The organism is Oculatella sp. LEGE 06141 (assembly GCF_015207605.1).
Classification (GTDB): Bacteria; Cyanobacteriota; Cyanobacteriia; order Elainellales; family Elainellaceae; genus Oculatella.
Genome location: NZ_JADEWO010000132.1, coordinates 1 through 3073, shown reverse-complemented (window position 1 = coordinate 3073; position 3073 = coordinate 1). Strand labels below are relative to the sequence as shown.

The window sequence follows — 3073 nt, the reverse complement described above, 5'->3', positions numbered from 1 at the left end:
GGTTCTGGTGGCGAAATTTGCAAAATCGTAAAACGTGGCGATCGCTGATTCATCAAAATCCCCATTTTTAGTGCTCAATCTGTTCACAGTATTAAACTGCTGTGCCAGGGGCATCCCTCGGAAGGCATTTTCGGCGTTGCTGAATCGGAGGATATAGGGAGCGGTCATGGCTCAGATCGCTTCCTATATCCCCTATTTGGGAGACTTTGAAGGTTCGGACGTTCCCTAAAGTGGGTCAGCAGAAGCGAATTCAAACCGTATTCCAGTGATGTCGCATGTTTGACCTGAGCCGAACACTGGTTTCGCTCAAATTCTGGTGTTGCTGAGGGAACGAATGCGTTTTTACTTCATTCTCATCGCAGCGGAGCCATCATTTGCCGCAGTTCGACGGTTGCTGCTGGCAGGGATAGGGTAAAGCAACTGCCTTTCCCCAGTTCAGACTGGATGCTAATATCGCCACCATGAAGTTGCGCCAGTTTGCGGGCTAATACCAGTCCCAGGCCGCTGCCTTCATATTTGCGAGCTAAACCACCGTCAATCTGCTGAAAAGACTGAAACAGCTTGACCTGATCAGCCTCGGCGATGCCAATTCCGGTGTCAATGACGGCGAACTGAATCGTTTCATCCCGTTGATGTACCTCTAAGCGAACCGAACCCACTTCGGTAAATTTGACAGCATTGGACAGCAAATTAGACAGAATTTGCTTTAAGCGCCGTTTGTCTGCCATACATAGGTTCAAGGTGGGGTCAATTGTCAGCAATAGATCGAGGCCGCGACTGTGAGCCAGTTCTTTAATCATCGCTATACAGGCTTCACACATTTCCTGCACCACAATCGGCTCTAGAAATAGTTCTTCCTTCCCGGCTTCGATTTTAGACAGATCGAGCAAATCGTTAATCAGGTCTAAAAGATGCTGTCCACAGGCAGTAATGCCTTCTACGTACTGAACCTGCTTGCTGTTGAGAGGGCCAAACACCTGTTTGAGCAATAAATTGGAAAATCCCAAGATACCCGTTAGTGGTGTTCGTAATTCGTGGCTCATGTGAGCCAGAAATTCGCTTTTGGCTCGATTGGCAGAGTCCGACAATCGCTTTTCTGCTTCGAGTTCTTGCGTGCGCCGATGAATCAGGTTTTCTAAGTCTTCGTAGCTTTGCGCGTTATACAGTGCGATCGCGGCGTGTTCTGCAATCCGCTGTAGCAGGTCAATTTCATCATCTGTAAAGGTTCGACGGGTGGTGGTGGTATTAAGACACAGCCCACCAAACAATCGGTCTCGTACCACAATGGGCACGCTTAAAACAGACTGGGTATGGGCATGCTCGATCTGCCATTGTCGGGATGGGGTATGGGCGATCGTGGCAAAGTCGGCAACATGGAGCGTGCATCCATGATGAAGGCTAGAGGGTGAGTCGCTGATCTCATCCCAATCTGCTACCCCCATCCAGTCCAACAATGGAAAGGTACGATTGAGCATCGAAACCACGTTATTATCCGATCGCCACTCGTTGATGATGTGAACCTGATGGCTGCGGATGGCAAAAATAAACGCTCGATTGGTCTGGAAGCATTCGCCCGTTAAGTTAACAATTTTTTGCAGGATATATTCTGGATCGAGGCTAGAGCTTAAGGTCTGGCTGATCTGGTTGAAGAGCTGCTCTCGTTGCGCCTGCCGCTGGATTTGGGCAATGGCAGCCTGTTGCTGGCGACGTAATGCTACTTCCTGGAGCGATCGCTCCAACACCATTGGCAAGCGAAACAGCCGTTCTTTCAGCACATAGTCGGCCATGCCTGCCTTTAAGCAGTCGATCGCCGCTTCTTCTCCCAACGCGTTCGTTACCAAAATGAGTGGTGTGTCTAGATGAAACCGCCGCAACGCATCCAAAACTTGAGATGCTGACACCTCTGAACATTGATAATCAGCCAGCACAGCAGTGTAGGGAGTTTGCTGCAACTTTTCTTGGCAACTGCTGAGGCTGTTTGCCGTGTCATAAGAGAATGGCACGCCTGCACCACGAAGCGCTTTGACAGTTTGCTCTATATCGAACGTTGATTCTTCAACGAGCAATAGGTGAAGGGGACAGTCGTTGGCTTTTAGCATCACAGATGCTGCATCGTGACACTCTGACATGGCAAACTCTTCAAGAAGTCGGTACCTGACCGTTCAACAACCATTACACACACGATGTAGCCATACAACGCCGATGAACTGTCAGCGCATCGTGGTTCAACCATACCCTGTTTTTTAGAAATCGTAGCAATTTTTTGGAGTTTATCTTAATCAACAATCCGCTGCTACGCTTGCGGATGTTTTGCAGGTTTGCGTTTAGATTCCACTTTAAGAATGGAATGGGTATGCACTGAGCGCAAACGGTTTCGAACGAACCCAGGATAAAGCAAATCCAGCAGTGGATGTCTGGTTCGCATCTCCTAGTTTCTAGTCTTTGATGTTCCTAATAAGTTCCTACTAAAGCGTTTTCTACGTAATATCAACATCAACATCCAGCGTCTTGAGCAAAAACGCCCAGCGATCGGCCACTTCTTCAATAATTTTGCTAGTGGGCTTGCCTGCTCCGTGTCCCGCTTTGGTTTCGATGCGAATCAGCACTGGGGGTTCACCGCTGTGGGCGGCTTGCAGCGCTGCTGCAAACTTAAAGCTGTGAGCTGGTACCACGCGATCGTCATGGTCTGCGGTGGTGATCAGAGTGGCCGGATAGGATGTCCCTGGTGTGAGGTTATGCAGTGGGGAATAGGAGTAGAGCGCTTTGAACTCCTCTGGGGTATCTGGAGAGCCGTAATCGGAACACCAGGCCCAGCCAATCGTAAATTTGTGGAATCGCAGCATATCCAACACGCCCACCGCAGGTAAGGCCGCACCAAACAAATCGGGGCGCTGAGTCATGCAGGCTCCGACCAGCAAGCCGCCATTACTGCCCCCGGCGATCGCCAGCTTTTGTGGGGATGTATAGCGATGCTCAATCAGCCATTCAGCCGCTGCGATGAAGTCATCAAACACGTTTTGCTTATTGAGTTTGGTTCCCGCCTGGTGCCACTCTTCCCCATATTCCCCACCGC

At 49.9% G+C, this 3073-nt stretch carries 2 protein-coding genes; both read right to left on the bottom strand.

Going from position 1 to position 3073, the window contains the following annotated elements; translation table 11 throughout:
* Positions 1–353: 353 nt before the first annotated feature.
* Positions 354–2129 carry an ATP-binding protein gene (locus tag IQ268_RS31870; protein ID WP_193887483.1) on the bottom strand — a complete coding sequence of 592 codons (1776 nt, stop codon included), beginning with the start codon at positions 2127–2129 and terminating at the stop codon, positions 354–356.
* 348 nt (positions 2130–2477) lie between these two features.
* The coding region (locus IQ268_RS31865; protein WP_193887481.1) for a prolyl oligopeptidase family serine peptidase at positions 2478–3073 on the bottom strand (596 nt) is incomplete at its 5' end.